A 15176-nucleotide genomic window follows, 5' to 3' on the forward strand; every position below is an offset into this window, starting at 1 on the left:
CCCCCCCCGTGTCGTGTGCACCCCTCCCGCCCGTCACGCGCATCGCCGCGCCCGTTCCGCGCCTTGCCACGCGCTCACCCCGCGCCCGCCACGCGCTCGGCGGCGCGGCGCGCTCGGCGGGCCGACGCCTGCCCACGGGCTGACCCCGCGCCGAGGTGGGCCCACGCTCGCTGACGCGGCGGCCGGCCGTGCCCAGGCGGGACCCGGGCCCCGGAATGGCCGGGCACGCTCGGCTCAGCATCGCCACCGTCAGTCGGCGGGCCAGGCGGGCAGCTCTGAGGTTCCCCTGACGGCGCCCGCCACCAGGGCCGCGATCTCCCGGCCGCGGATCAGGCGGGGACGGTGGGAGAGGGCGTCCGCCAGGCGCTCCGCGGTGGTGAGCCTCCGGATGCAGGCCGAGGTGATCCAGCGCTGCGCCTCACGCGCGCCGGCCGAGGTGGAGGCCAGGTCCAGGACGGTGTCCTCGACCCGGGTCTGTGGTGGCCGCCGGCGGGGATCCCGGCGGGCCGGGGCGTGCCGGGAACGGTGGATGACGATGGCGGGATGCGGGCGGACCCTGCGGTTCTCCGGGATCAACACGTGGACGGCGCCGGGGACGGGCTCGGCCAGGCCGGTCTCCTCGGCCGCGGACCGATGACAGAGCATGGCGCCGCGGCCCGAGTAGAGGACCGCCGCCCAGCGCATCGCGGCCGGTGGCGGGAGCCCGGCGAACGTCGCGTAGATCCCGGGCATCAGCCGCTGCCAGTGACCTGACCGGATGAGCTCGTGCAGGTCGGTGGGGGACATCCCGTTCTGAAGCGCCTGCGGGCGGGTCACCACTCCGCGCTGGCGCCGGCTGATCGCGTCCAGTTCAGTCATGGCACGCACTGTGCCGTCCGCGGGGAGCCCGTGCGCCGAAGCCTGTGGACAGACGAACAGTGTGGACAACTCCGGGACCGGAATCCGCGGGTCACGACACCATGGGCCACGCGGCGCCGTGACGGCCGTCCGCAAGAAGTGAGGGGATACCGGTGGGTTCGCGGCGGTCAGCCGCAAGAGTGAATGCGGGCGTGGTGCGGGACCCGATCGCGGAACGCAAGAAGAGAGCCGTGACTTGCGAAGAGCCGTGGCTCGAATGCTGGTGAGCCGGGCTCGGCGGGGGACTGCTCCCGAAGCCCCGCCGTGCCCGGCTCACCTGATGCGTCGCGGGCGCACATTTCCCGATGGCGTATCCCGCGACGGCTCCCCAGATCCACCTGCGGGCATGACGCTACGTGAGGCCCGCTGTCGGGCGGAAGTGCTGAACGTATGCTCTGGCCGTTCGTATGAGCTGATTTATCCGTAGCTTGTCAGCTTTTTCGGATATCTGTCACGCAGCGTGATCAGAGATCGCCATAACGTTCGGTGACCGGCAGGGGAGTGCAGGTGAAGCGCCGATCCGCCCGGCGTGCCGAGAGACCCGGCGTGCCGGCCGACTCAGGCGCGCGGCAGTCCCAGGGCGTCAGCGGCCACCCGAGCGCTGGCCAGGCTCGCGCCGTGGGTCACCAGGAACGCCCGCACCCCGTCCGGCCTCCAGGCCGACGGCCACCCCATCTCGACGACGACGGTCGGCCATGCCGCGGCCAGCTTCTCGGCGAGGGCCCGGCTCACGGCTGCCTGGTGGACCCGGCGCCCGACCAGCACGATCGGCCGTTCCGCCGCGCGTCCGATCAACTCGTCAGCGGTGACTTCCGCGGCGACGACGTCGATTTGCTCGATTCTGCCGAGGAACGGACGCAGACCCCACGGGATCTTGCCCTCCGCGATCGAGTGCCCGGTCACGAGTTGCACCACCAGCGGATCACTCAGCGCCGCCGGGTCTCCCTCGACGGTGAGCGCCCGTCGCGCCGCGAGGATGCCGAGTTCGGCGGCGGGACGAGGGTCGCCGGGGGTGGTGGCGGGGCCGCGGGTGACGCGCTCGCGGGCCGCCCACCCCGCGAGCTCCGTGGTGCGCCTGGCCGCCTGCTCGAGACGTACGCGGGCAAGTCGTCCCTCGGTCACCGCGAGGGCGACCTCGTCAGCGACCGCGAGCACCAGCTCCTGATCCACCAGGGCGCCGATGCAGAGCAGGTCCGCGCCCGCGGCCAGGGCCGCCACCGCCGCCTGCGGGATGCCGCCGGCCGCGCCCGCCGCCCCGCGCATCTCCAGCGCGTCGGTGACGATCACGCCCTTGAAGCCGTACTCCGACCGCAGGAGATCCTCGAGCGCGGCCCGGCTGAAGGTCGCCGGCCCGTCACCGGTCAGGGCCGGTACGCGGATGTGCGCGCTCATCACCGCCAGCGCTCCGGCGGAGACGGCCGCCGCGAACGGGGGCAGGTCGCGTTCCCGGAGCACCGCGAGCGGCTCGTCGATGGTGGGAAGTTCCAGGTGGGAGTCGGTGACGGTGGCGCCGTGGCCGGGGAAGTGCTTGGCGCACGCGGCCACGCCGGCCGACTGGAGGCCCTCGATCGCGGCCGCGCTGTGCCGCGCCACCAGCGCCGGGTCCGCGCCGAACGAGCGGGTTCCGATGATCGGGTTCTCGGCGGCGGTGTTCACGTCGACGGTGGGCGCCAGGTCCACATTGACGCCGGCCGCGGCCAGGTCGCGGCCCATGGCGGCGTACACCTGGCGGGTGAGCTCGACGTCGTCGACCGCTCCGAGGGCGGCATTGCCGGGGTACGGGCTGCCGGCGCGATGACCCAGCCGGGTGACGTCGCCGCCCTCCTCGTCGATGGCGACGAGCACGTCCGACCGCACGGATCGCAGCCGGGCGGTGAGCTGCGCCAGTGACTCGGTGGAGGCGACGTTCGTTCCGAACAGGGTGAAGCCGGCCAGCCCGTCGGCGAGCAGGTCCAGCGCCCAGTCCGGCGCGGACGGTCCGGGGAAGGCGGCGAGCAGGGTGCGCAGGGCGAGCCGGCGGAGTCCGGGGTCGACGGTCATGGTGTCCTTCCGGTGACGTTGCTCTGGCCACCGGAGGCCGCGAGCTGCCATGATCGCTCGGAGTCGATAGCCACCGTACGGACGGGCACGATTGCCGACCGTTACGCTGCGGCTGCACTCCGAGCGCCCGCCACTGTAACAGGAAACAATCTTTATCATTAGGGGTACGACCATGGCCGCCACCCGCCTTCCGGGCACCCCCCGGTTGCTGCGCGCCCTCAACGACCGCGCGGCGCTCGATCTGCTCCTCTCCCGAGGGCCGCTGACCCGGGCCCAGCTCGGCGAGATGACCGGTCTCAGCAAGGTCACCGCCTCGCAGCTGGTCGAGCGGCTGGAGGAGCGCGGCCTGGTCCGGCGGGTCGGCGAGCAGGCCGGTGGCCGCGGGCCCAACGCGCAGCTCTACGCGGTCACCCCGACCAGCGCGCACGTGATCGGCGTCGACGTCGGGCCGGACTCGGTGATCGCCGCCTGCGCCGACATCACCGGCGCCGTGATCGGCCGCTCCGAGCTGAGCACCAAGGACACCGACGACCCGGTCGGGGTCGTGCACCAGGCGGTGGTCCAGGCCGCGAGCGACGCCGGGACCGACATCACCTCGGTACGCCGGGTCGTGCTCGGCACCCCCGGCCTGGTCGACCCGCAGTCCGGCGAGATCTCCTTCGCCTGGGACCTGCCGCGCTGGCACCGGGGCCTGCTGGCCGACCTGCGGCGTGACCTGAGCACCCCGGTCGTCTTCGGCAACGACGTGAACCTCGCCGCCGTGGCCGAGTCGAGCAGCGGCGCGGCCACCGGCGTGTCCGACTTCGCGCTGGTCTGGATCGGTCGTGGCGTCGGTCTGGCCAGCGTCATCGCCGGCCGGTTGCACCAGGGCGCGACCGGCGCCGCGGGCGAGATCGGCTACCTGCCGGTCGGCGGCGCGGAGGTGCCGCACAACGCGTCGAAGCGCGGCGTGAAGGGCGCGTTCCAGACCCTGGCCGCGGCCGAGGCGGTCAAGGCGATCGGCAAGCAGCACGGGTTCAAGGGCGCCGAGGCCGCGGACGTGGTCAGCGCCGCGGTCGCCGCCGGGGAGTCCGGCGAGCCGGTGCTCGACGAGCTGGCCCGCCGCCTGGCGCTCGGTGTCGCAGCGACCTGTCTGGTGCTGGATCCGCCGCTGGTGGTGCTGGCCGGTGAGGTGGGCCGGGCCGGCGGGCCGGCGCTGGCCGACCGGGTGGAGCGCGAGGTGGCAGCGATAACGCTGGTCTCGCCGAAGGTCGTGGTGACCGGGGTGGCCTCCGATCCGGTGCTGCACGGCGCCCTGCACACCGCGCTGGACGCCGTCCGCGACGAGGTCTTCGGCTCCACCACCGGCTGACGCCCGCGGCTCCGGCTGGTTCCCACGGTGGTTGTCCGAGACGGACAACCACCGTGGGAACCAGCCGGAAGAGGGACCGCGGCGCTGCCGGGACCACCGGCCCGGTCACGAACTGCACGAACGGCGACCCGGGAACCGGCCGGACACCGGCACGCCGCCGAATCGGCGGCTCGTGCACATGGTTGGATGGACGGCGTGCCGGAAGCTGCCGTAACCGTTCCGCCCGACGAGGACACCGTCATCGCGTTCGACCGCGTCACCGTGGTCCGCAGCGGAAATCACCTGATCAACAGTCTGTCCTGGCAGGTCGAGCTGGACGAGCGATGGGTGGTGCTGGGGCCGAACGGCGCCGGCAAGACCACCCTGCTCAACATCGCGTCCGGCCGTCTGCACCCGACCCGCGGCGAGGCGTGGGTGCTGGGTGATCGGCTGGGCCGGGTCGACGTCAACGAGCTGCGCACCCGGGTCGGGATCACCACCGGCCGGCTCGCCGACCGGATCCCGCCGGAAGAGAAGGTGCTCGACGTCGTGGTCACCGCCGCCTGGTCGGTCGTCGGCCGCTGGCGGGAGGAGTATGACCCGCAGGACGTCGAGCGTGCCAAGCAGCTGCTCACCCAGCTGGGCATGAGCGCGTTCGCGGACCGTGAGTTCGGCACCCTCTCCGAGGGCGAGCGCAAGCGCACCCAGATCGCCCGCGCGCTGATGACCGACCCCGAGCTGATGCTGCTCGACGAGCCGACCGCCGGCCTCGACCTGGGCGGCCGGGAAACGCTGATCGGGCACCTGACCGAGCTGGCGCTGGACCCGGACGCCCCGGCCATGGTGCTGGTCACGCACCACGTCGAGGAGATCCCGCCGGGCTTCACCCACGCGCTGCTGCTGCGCGAGGGCAGCGTCGTCGCGGCCGGCCTGCTCGGCGAGGTGATGACCGCGGAGAACCTGACGAAGACGTTCGGCCTGCCGCTGGTCGTCGACCGGTTCGGCGATCGGTACACCGCGCGGGCAGCCTGAGATGACCAAGCGGGTCGCGGTCGTCGGCAGCGCCAACATGGACCTGGTCGGGCTCGCCGAGCACCTGCCCCGGCCGGGTGAGACCGTGCTCGGCGACGACTTCGTGATGACGCCGGGCGGCAAGGGCGCGAACCAGGCGATCGCGGCCGCCCGGGCCGGCGGGACGACCACGTTCCTGGGGGCGATCGGGTCGGACTCGTTCGGGGTCACGCTGGGCTCGCGCCTCGCGGCGACCGGGGTGGACACGACCCATGTGCGGACCAGCTACGGCTCGTCCGGCGTCGCGGTGATCATGGTGGACCGCGCGGGGGAGAACTCGATCCTGGTCAGCCCGGGCGCCAACCGGACGTTCCTGGGCCTGACCGACGACGAGCGCGCCTGCGTGGCCGAGGCCGACGTGCTGCTCTGCCAGCAGGAGATCCCGCTGGCCACCGTCGCCGAGGCGCTCGCCGCCGGCCGTGCCGCCGGGACCCGCACGATCCTGAACGCGGCGCCCGCCCGTGAGCTGCCGCCCGGCCTGCTCGACCAGGTCGACCTGCTGGTCGTGAACGAGACCGAGGCGCGGGCGATCACCGGTGGCTCGGCGCCCGACCTGGCACCGCTTCTCGCGCTGGTGCCACGGGTGGTGCTGACGCTCAGCGGCAACGGCTCGCGATATGCCGACCGGGACGGGCAGGACGTGCACGTGCCGGCGTTCCGGGTCGAGGTGGCCGACACCACGGCCGCGGGCGACGCGTTCTGCGGCGCGCTCGCCGTGGCCTGGGCCGAGGGCCGTCCGATGGTCGATGCCGTGCGCTGGGCGAACGCGGCCGGCGCGGCCTCGGTCCGCAAGATCGGCGCCAGCAATGCCCTGCCGGAGCGCGCCGAGATCGAGGCGATCTTCGCGGGCTGAGCCCCGGTCTGCCGGGCCGGGCGGGTCGAGGGTCTGCCGGGCCTGGTGGAGGGGCAGCCGAGTCGGCTCAGGTCTGCCGGGCGGTGCTCAGGAACCGGGTGACCTCGGCCCGCAGCACCTCTGCCAGCTGGGACAACCCCGTCGTGCCGGCCGCGCCGCCGTCGACCGCGACCGCGATCCCGTCGATCAGGTGGTTGATCTCGCGGAAGCTGGCGCTCACGGCCTCCAGGACGCCGACCGCGTCCGCCGCCGCGTGCTGGACCGTGTTGACCTGGCCCATGATCTCCTCGCTGGATGAGCTGGTCTCGTTCGCGAGCTCCTTCACCTCGTTCGCGACCACGGCGAAGCCGCGCCCCGCCTCGCCGGCCCGGGCCGCCTCGATCGTCGCGTTCAGCGCCAGCAGGCGGGTCTGCGAGGCCACCTGGTTGATCAGGTCGACCGCGTGCCGGATCTCCTCGGACGCGCTGCGCAGCGAGGTGACAGTGCCCATGCCGCGCTCGGCGTCGGTGACCGCGCCGCGGGCGAACCGGGCCAGGTCGTTCGCGGACGCGCCCATCTGGGTCGCTGCGGTCGCCACCTGCTCGGAGACGGTCAGCACCGCCGACTCCAGCTCGTCGGCGAGCTGCAACCGGGCCCGGTCGGCGGCCGCGATCCGGTCGGCGTTGCGGGACATCGCGGTCACCGACGCGTTGATCTGCTCGGCCGAGAGCTTGAACGTGCCCTGCAGCCCGGTCGTCAAGAACCGGCGGTGGAAGCGTCCCTCGGCGGCCGCGGCGGAGGCGGCGCCGGCCTCCCTGGCGAACGCGTCGATCCGGTCCAGCAGCCCGTTCACCGCGCTGCGGGCGGTCAGCGCGGTCTCCGAGTCACCGATCGGTCCCAGTCGCGCCTCGAAGTCGCCGGCGGTCATCCGGTGGCAGGTGTCGGCGATGGCGGCCAGGGCGGACTCGTCCCGCGCCGGCTCCACCTTCCTCATCGGCGCGAGTCGTTCGTCAGCGACCAGACCAGCTCGTCGTAGTCCATGCCGCGTTCGGCCAGGGTGTCCCGCAGCGCCTGGTGACCGGCGGCCACCGCGTCCGGGGTGTGGCTCTGCCGGGCCTCGGCGGCGCGGATGCTCGCGTAGAGGTCGCTCACCGCGGCGATCGCGGCGGGCGTGGGGCGGCGGCGGTTCGAGTGATAGCCGACGACTCGACCGGCGGCGTCGTACGAGGGCGTCACGTGGGCGAGGACCCAGTAGTGCGCTCCGTCGGCGGCGAGATTCAGGACGTACGCGAAGATCTCCTTCTGCTCCTCGAGGGTGTCCCAGAGCAGCTTGAACACGGCGCGGGGCATGTCCGGATGCCGGATGACACTGTGCGGCTGCCCGACCGCCTCCCGCTCCGGGATCGCGGAGATCCGCAGGAACACGTCGTTCGCGTAGGTGATCACGCCACGCGGATCGGTCTTCGTCACGATCATCTCGTGATCGCCGAAGGTCCGTTCGATCCCGGTCGGCCGTGTCCGCGTCGCTCTCATGATGTCTCGATGGTGCCGGTTCCGCTCCGGCTTGTGAGAGGAATCAGCGAGAAATCCGCAAGCCCCAGGCGATCAGCGGAATCTGCAACGGCAGCCGCCCGAGAGCGATCGCGCGTTTCGCCGGGGACGCGTGCCGCCAATCCCACGCCATCTTCACGTTGGCCGGGAAGACCGCCGCGAACAGGGCCGCGGCGGCCAGGCCGCCGGCCTTTCTGGTCCGGGGATGCGCGATGCTCGCGGCCACCGCCAATTCGCAGAGCCCGCTGAGGTACGTCCATTGCCGAGCCGTCCCCGGCAACCCGCCCGGGACGATCGCGTCGAACGGTTTCGGTGCCACGAAATGCAGCACCCCCGTCGTGGCGAGCAGCGCCGCCAGCCCCGCCGCATCCTTTTCCATCGGCGTATCTTCCCCCGGCGCGTCCCTCATCGGCGCATCGCGGGTTCCATCGCTCGTTGCAGGGCGCGGTAGATCCGGCCGAAGCGCTGCGCGTTCGTCGTGCGCAGCAGCAGCACGTCGCCGCCACGGACCCGGCCCCAGATCTCGATCGTGCGGCTGCCGGCGTCGTAGGAACGGTCCACCCGCTCCAGCAGCAGATCGGCGACCGGCACCACGGCCAGCCCGACCAGCACGCCACCGATCACCATGGCGATCGTGTGCGTGACCGTCATGTGCGTCAGCAGCGCGATGCCGATCGCCAGCGCGCCGATCACCAGCGGCATCAGGATGGCCACGCCCAGCGCGCCGCGCTTGACGATCACCGACCAGGAGCGGCTGCCCCTGGTGTGCCACACCTGGAGCAGCTCGGGCAGGCGGAACTCACGCCCGTTCATGCGGATGCCGGACGAGGTGATCAGCACGTCCGGATCCCGGTAGTACGTGGTCATCTCTCCTCCCAGGGGACCCAATCTAACCGTTACCCGTCGTAGGCTGGCGGCCAAACGGCTACCAGCGGAGGTCGGCGTGAGTGAGTTCGTACGGCTGGAGATCGCGGACGGGATCGGCACGATCCGGCTCGAACGGCCGCCGATGAACGCGCTGAACACGCAGGTCCAGGAGGAGTTGCGGGCGGCCGCCACGGCCGCGGCCGGCGACCCCGAGGTGCGCGCCGTCGTGGTCTGGGGCGGGGAGAAGGTGTTTGCCGCCGGCGCCGACATCACCGAGTTCACGACAGTCAGCTATCAGCACATGGTCGCCCGGGCCACGGCGCTCTCCGGGGCCTTCGACGCGGTCGCGCGGATCCCCAAGCCGGTGGTCGCCGCGGTCACCGGGTTCGCCCTGGGCGGCGGCTGCGAGCTGGCGCTGGCCTGCGACTGGCGGGTCGTGGCCGAGGACGCGAAGCTCGGCCAGCCGGAGATCAAGCTCGGCATCATCCCGGGCGCCGGTGGCACGCAGCGGCTCGCCCGGCTGATCGGCCCGGCCCGTGCCAAGGAGCTGATCTTCTCCGGCCGGATGGTCGAGGCCGACGAGGCGCTGCGGATCGGGCTGGCCGACCGGGTGGTCCCGGCCGACCGGGTGCACGCCACGGCGGTCGAGATGGTCCGCCCCTACGTGACCGGTCCGGCCCTCGCGCTGCGTGCCGCCAAACAGGCCGTCGACGCGGGCCTGAGCATGGACCTCGCGGCCGGCCTCGCGCTGGAGTCGCACCTGTTCGCGGGGCTGTTCGCCACCGACGATCGGGTGGAGGGAACCACCGCTTTCGTCGAGAAGCGCAAGCCGAAGTTCACCGGACAGTAGTCGCACCCTCTACCCGTCACAGGCACCGCCTAGACTGCGCACATGTCCATCGACCAGGGTGGTCCGAAGTACGCCCTCGGCATCGACTTCGGCACCTCGAACACCGTCGCCGTCGCGCGGTGGCCGGACGGGCGGGCCCGGCCGATCCTGGTCGACGGCTCACCGTTGCTGCCGTCCGCGGTCTACGCCGACGCCGGGGGCAACCTGCTGGTCGGCCGGGACGCCGTGCACAGCGCCCGGCTCGAGCCGGCCCGTTTCGAGCCGAACCCGAAGCGCCGCGTCGACGACGGCCTGGTGTTGCTCGGCGAGCAGGAGTTCGACGTCGTCGACCTGATCGCCGGGGTGCTCGCCAGGGTGGTCGAGGAATGGCATCGCGCGGTCGGGCCGTACCGGCCGGAGACCACGCTCACCTGCCCCGCGACCTGGGGCTCCACCCGGCGGACCCTGCTCGCTGAAGCGGCCGCCCGCGCCGGGCTGTCCGGTCCCCGGCTGGTCGCCGAGCCGGTCGCCGCCGCGACGTATTTCGCCGAGGTGCTCGGCCGGGACGTGCCGATCGGCTCGGTGCTGATGGTGCACGACTTCGGGGCCGGCACGTTCGACGCCAGCCTCGTCGCGCGGACCGCCACCGGCTTCGAGGTGCTCGCCGTCGACGGGCGCGACGACCTGGGCGGCCTGGACGTGGATGCGGCACTCGTCGAGCACCTGCGCACCGACGGGTGGGAACGCCTGCTGGAGCCGACCACGGTCGAGGAGCGCCGGGCCCGCCGCCAGCTCTGGGACGACGTGCGGATCGCCAAGGAGCGGCTGTCCCGCGCCCAGTCGGCGGACTTCGTGGTGCCGCTGCTCGACGCCGAGGTGCACCTCACCCGCGACGAGTTGGAGGAGGTCGCCCGCCCGGTGCTGGAGCAGACCGTCCGGATCACGCGGAACCTGCTGAAGTTCGCCGACCTGCCCGACGGCCGGCTGGCCGGGGTGTTCCTGGTCGGTGGCGCCAGCCGGATCCCGCTGATGGCGACCCTGCTGCACCGCGAACTGGGCGAGCCGCCGGTCGTGATCGAGCAGCCCGAGCTGGTCGTGGCCGAGGGCAGCGTCCTGGCCGAGGCGGCGCTGCTGACCTCCGAGCCGGCCGCGCCCGGGCCGACCGGGCAGATGCGGCTGCCCTCGCAGAGCATGCCGGAGGACGCGCCCTACCAGGAGCCGGTTCCCGACGACCCGCCCGTCGCGACGGAGCCGGTCGCGCAACGGTCGATCCCGGAAGCGGCCGGGGCGACCGAGGACGCGCCGCTGGGTGACTCCTTCCCAGAGCCGGTCGACTCGTTCTCCGAGCCGACCGGGGAGCCCCCGGTTCCCGTCGTCCCGCTGCCGACCCGCAAACCGGGGGCGGCCGTCGCCCCGTCCCAGGTCCAGGTGAAGCGGGTCCCGGCCAAGCCGGCGGCGTCGGTGGACAACCGGGAGACCGAGATCCGGCCCGAGCTGGTCGTCCCGCCGCACATGCGGCCGCCGGTCGACCCGTGGCCCGACGCGGACCCGCCGCACTGGCGGCCGGACCCGGACGCGACGATGCCGACCAGCCCGCCCCCGCACGAGGGCCGGACGCCGTCGCCGTCGCAGCAGAGCACCATGCCGAAGAAGGCGAAGCCGGCCCCGCCGCGGCCGACCCGCCCGGTGGTGGCGCAGTCCCGGCCGGTCACGCAGTCCGCGCCCGCCTCGGGGCGGGCCGTGGTCGCGCCGCCGCGCCCGGCGCCGCAGGCGGAGAAGAAGCGCAAGCCGGCCAAGCAGCGGCCGGCTCCCCGGCGCCGGAACCCGTTCCTGCGCTTCCTGCAGGTGCTGCTCAGCCTGCTGACGATGATCTGCGTTCCGCTGGCCGCGCTGATCCTGGCGTACGGCTACGGCAACGGCGAGCCCTGGCAACAGGACGCTGTCGACGTTTTCACCGACATCGCGAAGTTGCTGAACCTGCAGGGGTGAAACGCCCGGGATGTGCCCATGATCACTGCCAGGACGGTGTGAGAAACGACATCTCGGGCCGGAGCGGCGACGACCTCGACCGCTCGTCGGCGGCGGCGGGCCGGGCCGGCCCCTATCCCCGATCCTCGTCCCTGGCCTGAGGCTTGTCGTCGCGGGCCTGCGGCTTGTCGTCAGCCGGGCGGACCTCGTCGGCCGGGCGCAGAACCGGCGGTTTGTCGTCGGGTCGCAGGCGTGGCGGGGCCGGCGGTTTGTCGTCGGGGCGCGGGCGTGGCGGGGCCGGTGGCTCGTCGTGCCGGCGCAGCTCATGCTCCAGCTGGGCCAGCAGCTCACGGTCGCGGCGGGACTGCTCGGTGTCCATCGAGCGCAGGAAGTCCGGGTCGTCGTCGGGCGACGACGGTCGCGGGGCCGGTCGCCGGGCGCTGCCGTCGGCGGGACGGCCCCACAGGAAATACGCGATCGGCCCGGCCAGCGGGACGAGCACCACGACCAGGACCCACAGTGCCCGCGGCAGAGCACGCACCCGCTCCGCGGACAGGGACCCGATGAGCGCCAGGATCAGCAGCACGAGCGCGACCGCGGCCAAGACGATGAACAACCGGACCATGGGGCAATGATGCCCCTCCTCCGGCCGCCCGGCGACGATCAGAGCATGACAACCAGTCCGCCGATGACGGCGAAGCCCGCGGTGATCAGCGCGTAGGCGCGGATCGTGCCGGCCGCCGGCCGCGGCGGGCGGATCCGCAGGCCCGGCGCGCGGCGGAGGGCGAGCCCGGCCAGCGCCGCCCAGCCGCCCATCGCGGCGGCGGCGACCAGCCACTGCGCGGGGCCGGCGCCGGGGTGGAAGGCGGGCCGGGCGGCGAGCAGCGCCACGGCGGCCGCGGACATCCCGGTGCGGCGCCAGGCCAGCCGGGTGCGTTCCGGGGAGGCGCCGGGGTCACGCGTACGGTCCGGAAAGGCGCCGGCGTCGCGCGTGCGCTCCGGGACGGCGCCGGGGTCACGCGTGCCTTCCGGGACGGAGCCCGGGTCGCGGGTCACGTGACGATCCGGTGGACCACCGTGACGACGAGGACCAGGGCGCCGAGCGCGACGACGATCGCCAAGAACGCCGGGAAGCGTGAGCGGGGAAGGTCACGCCCGAGCCGCATCGCCCGCTCGGACCGTGCCCAGTGATCGACAGCACGCAGCGCGACGACCCCGCCGAGGACCAGCAGGGCGATCGCGATGATCTCGCGCAGCCGGGCGATCGGCAGCGGCGGCAGGAACTGTGCGCAGGCCAGTCCACCGGCGATCAGCGCCAGGCCGGTGCGGATCCAGGCCAGGAACGTCCGCTCGTTGGCCAGGGAGAACCGATAGTCCGGAGTCGTGCCCTCGGAATGGGCGCTCTCCGGGTCGAACCACTGGATCAGGCCACCGAACACCCGCCGATTATCGACCTGTTCGGTCAAGAAGGCGGGTGCCACAGATTGCGTACTTCGTCACTCACACACGCTTCCCGTGGACGTCCGCAGCTGCACCAGGGAGAGTCGGGACCGGACCGGCCATGGGACTGCGGCTCCGCCTTGTTCGCGTGTGCGGGAAGATGAGAGCCGGGCAGGTTCACCGCGTCCAGAAGTGTTGCGTTTAGACCGCTCATGTCATGACACCTCCTCCTGGCGATGCTAGTGAGGTGGGTCACTCTGGGTGGTTGGCAACAGCAAAGCTACTGGCGGGTAACCTTGCCGACATGGTTTGGGTCAGGCATGGCGCGGCCAGGCGATGCCGACCGGCGGACCGGCTCGACCGCAACGGTGCGTTCAATACAGGAGGGTCAATAGCGCGATGAATATCGTCGTATTGGTGAAGCAGGTGCCCGACTCCGGTGCCGAGCGCACCCTGAGCGCGAGCGACAACACCGTCGAGCGTGGCTCGGCGAGCAACGTCATCAACGAGATGGACGAGTACGCCATCGAGGAGGCGTTGAAGATCAAGGAGGCGCACGGCGGCGAGGTGACCGTGCTGACGGTCGGCCCGTCCGGCGCGACCGACTCGATCCGCAAGGCGCTCTCCATGGGCCCCGACAAGGCCGTCCACGTCGCGGACGACGCCCTGCACGGCTCGTGCGCGGTGGCCACCTCCAAGGTGCTCGCCGCCGCCCTGGGGCAGCTGAACGCCGACCTGATCCTCTGTGGCGCCGAGTCCACCGACGGCCGCGTGCAGGTCGTCCCGCACATGCTGGCCGAGCGCCTGGGCGTGGCGGCGCTGACCGGCGCGCGCAAGCTCACGGTGGACGGTTCGCAGCTGACCATCGAGCGGCAGACCGACGAGGGCTACGAGGTGGTCACCGCCTCGACGCCGGCCATCGTCAGCGTCTGGGACACCATCAACGAGCCTCGGTACCCGTCCTTCAAGGGCATCATGGCCGCCAAGAAGAAGCCGCTGCAGAGCCTGTCCCTGGGTGACCTGGGTGTGGCGGGCGACGAGGTCGGCTTCGCCGGCGCGACCAGCCAGGTGCTGGAGTGGTCGAAGCGTCCGGCCCGCTCCGGCGGCGCGAAGGTCATCGACGAGGGCACCGGCGGCGAGCAGCTCGTCGCGTACCTCGCCACCGAGAAGTTCGTCTGAGAAGGGGTCTCGTCATGGCTGAAGTACTCGTTGTCGTCGAGGCCGGCGTCAAGAAGGTCACGCTCGAGATGCTCACGATCGCTCGTGGGCTCGGCGAGGTGTCCGCTGTCGTGTTCGGCGAGGCCGACCAGGCCAAGCTCGCCGAGTTCGGCGCCGCGAAGATCTACACCGCGTCCGGTGCGGACGTGCTGGACCACGGCGCCGCTCCCAAGGCGACCGCCGTGGCCGAGCTGGTGAAGCGGGTGTCCCCGGCCGCCGTGCTGCTGGCCTCCACCCAGGAGGGCAAGGAGATCGCCGGCCGGCTCGCGGTCAAGCTGGACAACGGCCTGCTGACCGACGCGGTCGACGTCGCGGCGGACGGCACGGCCACCCAGGTGGTCTTCGCCGGCTCCACGATCGTCAAGTCGAAGGTCACGAAGGGCCTGCCGATCGTGACCATCCGTCCGAACTCGACCACTCCGGTCGCGTCCGCGGCCACCCCGGCGGTCGAGGAGCTGACGGTCGCCGTCAGCGACTCCGACAAGCTGACCACGGTCGTCGAGCGCGTTGCCGAGCAGAAGGGCTCCCGCCCCGAGCTCACCGAGGCCGGCATCGTCGTCTCCGGCGGTCGCGGCGTGGGCAACGCCGACAACTTCAAGCTGGTCGAGGAGCTGGCCGACCTGCTCGGCGGCGCCGTCGGCGCGTCGCGTGCGGCCGTCGACTCGGGTTACTACCCGCACCAGTTCCAGGTCGGCCAGACCGGCAAGACGGTGTCCCCGCAGCTCTACGTGGCTCTGGGCATCTCCGGCGCGATCCAGCACCGGGCCGGCATGCAGACGTCGAAGACGATCGTGGCGGTCAACAAGGACGCCGAGGCGCCGATCTTCGAGCTCGCCGACTTCGGTGTGGTCGGCGACCTGTTCAAGGTCGTCCCGCAGGCGGCCGACGAGATCCGCAAGCGGAAGTAACACTCGCTTCTGGTCACGGCCCGGCGGTTCTCCGCCGGGCCGTTTCGTTCTGCGTCGGTACGACATTCCCGGCGCCCGTCCCCAGGCGACACGACCAAGCCCCGTCCGTGTCCGCGCGACCTCCGCCCGAGCCCGGGCAGCCGCGCGCGTCGCGCTTGCCGGGCTGGTTCTCACGGTGGTTGTTCGGGACGAACAACCACCGTGAGAACCAGCGAGAACCGTGAC

Annotated in this window: 16 protein-coding genes; 7 read left to right on the top strand and 9 right to left on the bottom strand. The window is 72.5% G+C overall.

From position 1 onward, the window contains the following. Positions 1–249: 249 nt before the first annotated feature. Both Acy02nite_RS29540 and Acy02nite_RS29545 read right to left on the bottom strand, forming a co-directional pair. Positions 250–858 (bottom strand): type IV toxin-antitoxin system AbiEi family antitoxin domain-containing protein, encoded by a 609-nt coding sequence (locus Acy02nite_RS29540; RefSeq protein WP_203746731.1) that lies wholly within the window; start codon positions 856–858, stop codon positions 250–252. 597 nt (positions 859–1455) lie between these two features. Next, entirely contained in the window at positions 1456–2937 is a 1482-nt protein-coding gene (locus Acy02nite_RS29545; RefSeq protein WP_203746733.1) for a glycoside hydrolase family 3 protein, read from the bottom strand. A 172-nt stretch (positions 2938–3109) separates the two neighbouring features. On the opposite strand from Acy02nite_RS29545, the gene Acy02nite_RS29550 reads away from it, so the two are divergent. From Acy02nite_RS29550 to Acy02nite_RS29560, 3 genes are all read left to right on the top strand, one after another. After that, entirely contained in the window at positions 3110–4288 is a 1179-nt protein-coding gene (locus Acy02nite_RS29550; protein WP_203746735.1) for an ROK family transcriptional regulator, read from the top strand. A gap of 186 nt (positions 4289–4474) precedes the next feature. Beyond that, positions 4475–5299: an ABC transporter ATP-binding protein gene (locus tag Acy02nite_RS29555; protein WP_203746737.1), complete on the top strand. Its 825-nt coding sequence runs from the start codon at positions 4475–4477 to the stop codon at positions 5297–5299. A gap of 1 nt (position 5300) precedes the next feature. Then, positions 5301–6191, top strand: a complete 891-nt coding sequence (locus Acy02nite_RS29560) for a ribokinase (protein ID WP_203746739.1) — start codon at positions 5301–5303, stop codon at positions 6189–6191. 67 nt (positions 6192–6258) lie between these two features. On the opposite strand, the gene Acy02nite_RS29565 is transcribed toward Acy02nite_RS29560, so the two are convergent. The 4 genes from Acy02nite_RS29565 to Acy02nite_RS29580 are packed head-to-tail and all read right to left on the bottom strand — an operon-like array spanning position 6259 to position 8588. Beyond that, positions 6259–7164, bottom strand: a complete 906-nt coding sequence (locus tag Acy02nite_RS29565) for a methyl-accepting chemotaxis protein (protein WP_203746741.1) — start codon at positions 7162–7164, stop codon at positions 6259–6261. Continuing rightward, positions 7161–7703, bottom strand: coding sequence for a PAS domain-containing protein (locus Acy02nite_RS29570; RefSeq protein ID WP_203746750.1), 543 nt, complete (start codon positions 7701–7703; stop codon positions 7161–7163). The genes Acy02nite_RS29565 and Acy02nite_RS29570 overlap by 4 nt, the downstream gene beginning before the upstream one ends. 43 nt (positions 7704–7746) lie before the next feature. Then, on the bottom strand, positions 7747–8100 hold the full coding sequence (locus tag Acy02nite_RS29575) for a DoxX family protein (RefSeq protein WP_203746752.1): 354 nt from the start codon (positions 8098–8100) through the stop codon (positions 7747–7749). Between the two features lie 26 nt (positions 8101–8126). Then, positions 8127–8588, bottom strand: a complete 462-nt coding sequence (locus tag Acy02nite_RS29580) for a DUF6232 family protein (RefSeq protein ID WP_203746754.1) — start codon at positions 8586–8588, stop codon at positions 8127–8129. A 76-nt stretch (positions 8589–8664) separates the two neighbouring features. On the opposite strand from Acy02nite_RS29580, the gene Acy02nite_RS29585 reads away from it, so the two are divergent. Next, positions 8665–9438, top strand: a complete 774-nt coding sequence (locus tag Acy02nite_RS29585; protein WP_203746756.1) for an enoyl-CoA hydratase/isomerase family protein — start codon at positions 8665–8667, stop codon at positions 9436–9438. A 42-nt stretch (positions 9439–9480) separates the two neighbouring features. Continuing rightward, positions 9481–11406 carry an Hsp70 family protein gene (locus Acy02nite_RS29590; RefSeq protein WP_203746757.1) on the top strand — a complete coding sequence of 642 codons (1926 nt, stop codon included), beginning with the start codon at positions 9481–9483 and terminating at the stop codon, positions 11404–11406. A gap of 112 nt (positions 11407–11518) precedes the next feature. Here the strand turns inward: Acy02nite_RS29590 and Acy02nite_RS29595 are convergent, their stop codons facing one another. From Acy02nite_RS29595 to Acy02nite_RS29605, 3 genes are read right to left on the bottom strand one after another with little or no spacing between them, the layout of a single operon-like run. Then, positions 11519–12010, bottom strand: a complete 492-nt coding sequence (locus Acy02nite_RS29595) for a PLDc N-terminal domain-containing protein (RefSeq protein ID WP_203746759.1) — start codon at positions 12008–12010, stop codon at positions 11519–11521. Between the two features lie 38 nt (positions 12011–12048). Next, complete coding sequence (locus tag Acy02nite_RS29600; protein ID WP_203746761.1) at positions 12049–12441, bottom strand: DUF202 domain-containing protein; 393 nt, start codon at positions 12439–12441, stop codon at positions 12049–12051. Then, positions 12438–12824 carry a YidH family protein gene (locus Acy02nite_RS29605; RefSeq protein ID WP_203746763.1) on the bottom strand — a complete coding sequence of 129 codons (387 nt, stop codon included), beginning with the start codon at positions 12822–12824 and terminating at the stop codon, positions 12438–12440. Before Acy02nite_RS29605 ends, Acy02nite_RS29600 begins: the two co-directional genes overlap by 4 nt. A 400-nt stretch (positions 12825–13224) precedes the next feature. Between Acy02nite_RS29605 and Acy02nite_RS29610 the strand changes: the two genes are divergently transcribed. Together Acy02nite_RS29610 and Acy02nite_RS29615 are read left to right on the top strand one after the other, a co-directional pair. Then, positions 13225–14004: an electron transfer flavoprotein subunit beta/FixA family protein gene (locus Acy02nite_RS29610; protein WP_203746765.1), complete on the top strand. Its 780-nt coding sequence runs from the start codon at positions 13225–13227 to the stop codon at positions 14002–14004. 14 nt (positions 14005–14018) lie between these two features. After that, complete coding sequence (locus tag Acy02nite_RS29615) at positions 14019–14951, top strand: electron transfer flavoprotein subunit alpha/FixB family protein (protein WP_203746767.1); 933 nt, start codon at positions 14019–14021, stop codon at positions 14949–14951. The last annotated feature ends 225 nt before the right edge of the window (positions 14952–15176 follow it).

Source organism: Actinoplanes cyaneus (genome assembly GCF_016862095.1).
Lineage (GTDB): Bacteria > Actinomycetota > Actinomycetes > Mycobacteriales > Micromonosporaceae > Actinoplanes > Actinoplanes cyaneus.

Excerpts from the sequence above, each read along its gene's own strand:
- Acy02nite_RS29540 (WP_203746731.1), bottom strand. The coding sequence starts at position 858 with ATGACTGAACTGGACGCGATCAGCCGGCGCCAGCGCGGAGTGGTGACC.
- Acy02nite_RS29545 (WP_203746733.1), bottom strand. The coding sequence starts at position 2,937 with ATGACCGTCGACCCCGGACTCCGCCGGCTCGCCCTGCGCACCCTGCTC.
- Acy02nite_RS29550 (WP_203746735.1), top strand. The coding sequence starts at position 3,110 with ATGGCCGCCACCCGCCTTCCGGGCACCCCCCGGTTGCTGCGCGCCCTC.
- Acy02nite_RS29555 (WP_203746737.1), top strand. The coding sequence starts at position 4,475 with ATGGACGGCGTGCCGGAAGCTGCCGTAACCGTTCCGCCCGACGAGGAC.
- Acy02nite_RS29560 (WP_203746739.1), top strand. The coding sequence starts at position 5,301 with ATGACCAAGCGGGTCGCGGTCGTCGGCAGCGCCAACATGGACCTGGTC.
- Acy02nite_RS29565 (WP_203746741.1), bottom strand. The coding sequence starts at position 7,164 with ATGAGGAAGGTGGAGCCGGCGCGGGACGAGTCCGCCCTGGCCGCCATC.
- Acy02nite_RS29570 (WP_203746750.1), bottom strand. The coding sequence starts at position 7,703 with ATGAGAGCGACGCGGACACGGCCGACCGGGATCGAACGGACCTTCGGC.
- Acy02nite_RS29575 (WP_203746752.1), bottom strand. The coding sequence starts at position 8,100 with ATGGAAAAGGATGCGGCGGGGCTGGCGGCGCTGCTCGCCACGACGGGG.
- Acy02nite_RS29580 (WP_203746754.1), bottom strand. The coding sequence starts at position 8,588 with ATGACCACGTACTACCGGGATCCGGACGTGCTGATCACCTCGTCCGGC.
- Acy02nite_RS29590 (WP_203746757.1), top strand. The coding sequence starts at position 9,481 with ATGTCCATCGACCAGGGTGGTCCGAAGTACGCCCTCGGCATCGACTTC.
- Acy02nite_RS29595 (WP_203746759.1), bottom strand. The coding sequence starts at position 12,010 with ATGGTCCGGTTGTTCATCGTCTTGGCCGCGGTCGCGCTCGTGCTGCTG.
- Acy02nite_RS29610 (WP_203746765.1), top strand. The coding sequence starts at position 13,225 with ATGAATATCGTCGTATTGGTGAAGCAGGTGCCCGACTCCGGTGCCGAG.
- Acy02nite_RS29615 (WP_203746767.1), top strand. The coding sequence starts at position 14,019 with ATGGCTGAAGTACTCGTTGTCGTCGAGGCCGGCGTCAAGAAGGTCACG.